Annotated in this window: 2 protein-coding genes; both read left to right on the plus strand. The window is 33.9% G+C overall.

Features of this window, described 5'->3' with window-relative positions; translation table 11 throughout:
- Window positions 1-326 (plus strand): hypothetical protein (locus A6395_RS16040; protein WP_159429472.1); only part of this gene is annotated, 326 nt, incomplete at its 5' end.
- 11 nt (window positions 327-337) lie between these two features.
- Window positions 338-985 carry a hypothetical protein gene (locus tag A6395_RS15330; protein ID WP_071399693.1) on the plus strand — a complete coding sequence of 216 codons (648 nt, stop codon included), beginning with the start codon at window positions 338-340 and terminating at the stop codon, window positions 983-985.
- Window positions 986-1,082: the final 97 nt, after the last annotated feature.

Genomic DNA, 1,082 nt, shown 5'->3' on the forward strand with positions numbered 1-1,082 from the left:
TCAATGATTTAATGTTGTCTGAAAGACTAGTACTAAATAAGCCTCAAATTAAAATCGAAGGAATAAAAGGCGATGCGATAAATATAGTTTTGAAAATTCGCATCATCAATTCAACACCAGAAAAAATAATTGTTAACTCTATTAGAGTTCGTTTAGTAGATGAGTACGATAAGTCCTTATCTCATGAATTTAAAAATGAGTCTATAAGTCTCCATCCCGAAGAAAATCGAATCTTTGATTATTACATCCCGTTTCATGATTCTGAATACAATAGGTATTTTGATAAGACAAAAGAAATTGATTTTTCATACGACACAGATTGGTAGGAGGAAAAACTATGAAAGTTAATTTGACTCAAGACCAAGAATTGATAAAGTTAGAAATCAGTGAGTTATACAAAGAGGCGATGGAATATATTTCACTCGGAAGATCAGATATACCTTACGACCGTTTAGACAAAGTTATGGATCGAATGAGTTCTCTCAGCCATGAACTACATATGCAGTTAGAACCAAAACCCAAACATCATAATTATATGATTGAAAATCGTGGTTATTCGCCAGAAGACCCAGAGTTTTATAACCATGTTCACGCTGTTGAAGACTTGCTCAAATATTTAGATGATTCTAGTGCTAATGACGACCCTGAAGATGCCACACTTGGTATTACTTTTGAAATGAATATCTACAGTCGTCGGTGGGGTCATGAAGATAGATTGGAGATAACTCGCAATAAACAAGGCTGGTTTGTATCACGTATATCCCAAAAGGGACAAGGTGGATTAGATGCAGAACCTATTTTAAGTCACGTTTTAAAACATGATAGTATTTCATTCCCTCATAATCTTTCTAATATCATGGAGGATATTTGGATTCGAGCTGAAGTAGAAGGCTTGTCAACAACGGAAGTTCAAAGTATGTTAAATCAAGTCGCTGATTGGATTAATATAGTGGAAATGAATTATCCCGAAAATATCGCTAGATAAAAAGGAATAAATCAGCCTTGCTGCACCTAAGAGACAAATATGTCTTTTAAACGAACGTTAAAAAGACATATTTGTCTATCGGTTCACGTAAAAATAA

The organism is Exiguobacterium sp. SH31 (assembly GCF_001816105.1).
Lineage (GTDB): Bacteria > Bacillota > Bacilli > Exiguobacteriales > Exiguobacteriaceae > Exiguobacterium > Exiguobacterium aurantiacum_A.

Coding starts and splice junctions, on each gene's coding strand:
- A6395_RS15330 (WP_071399693.1), top strand. CDS start 338: ATGAAAGTTAATTTGACTCAAGACCAAGAATTGATAAAGTTAGAAATC.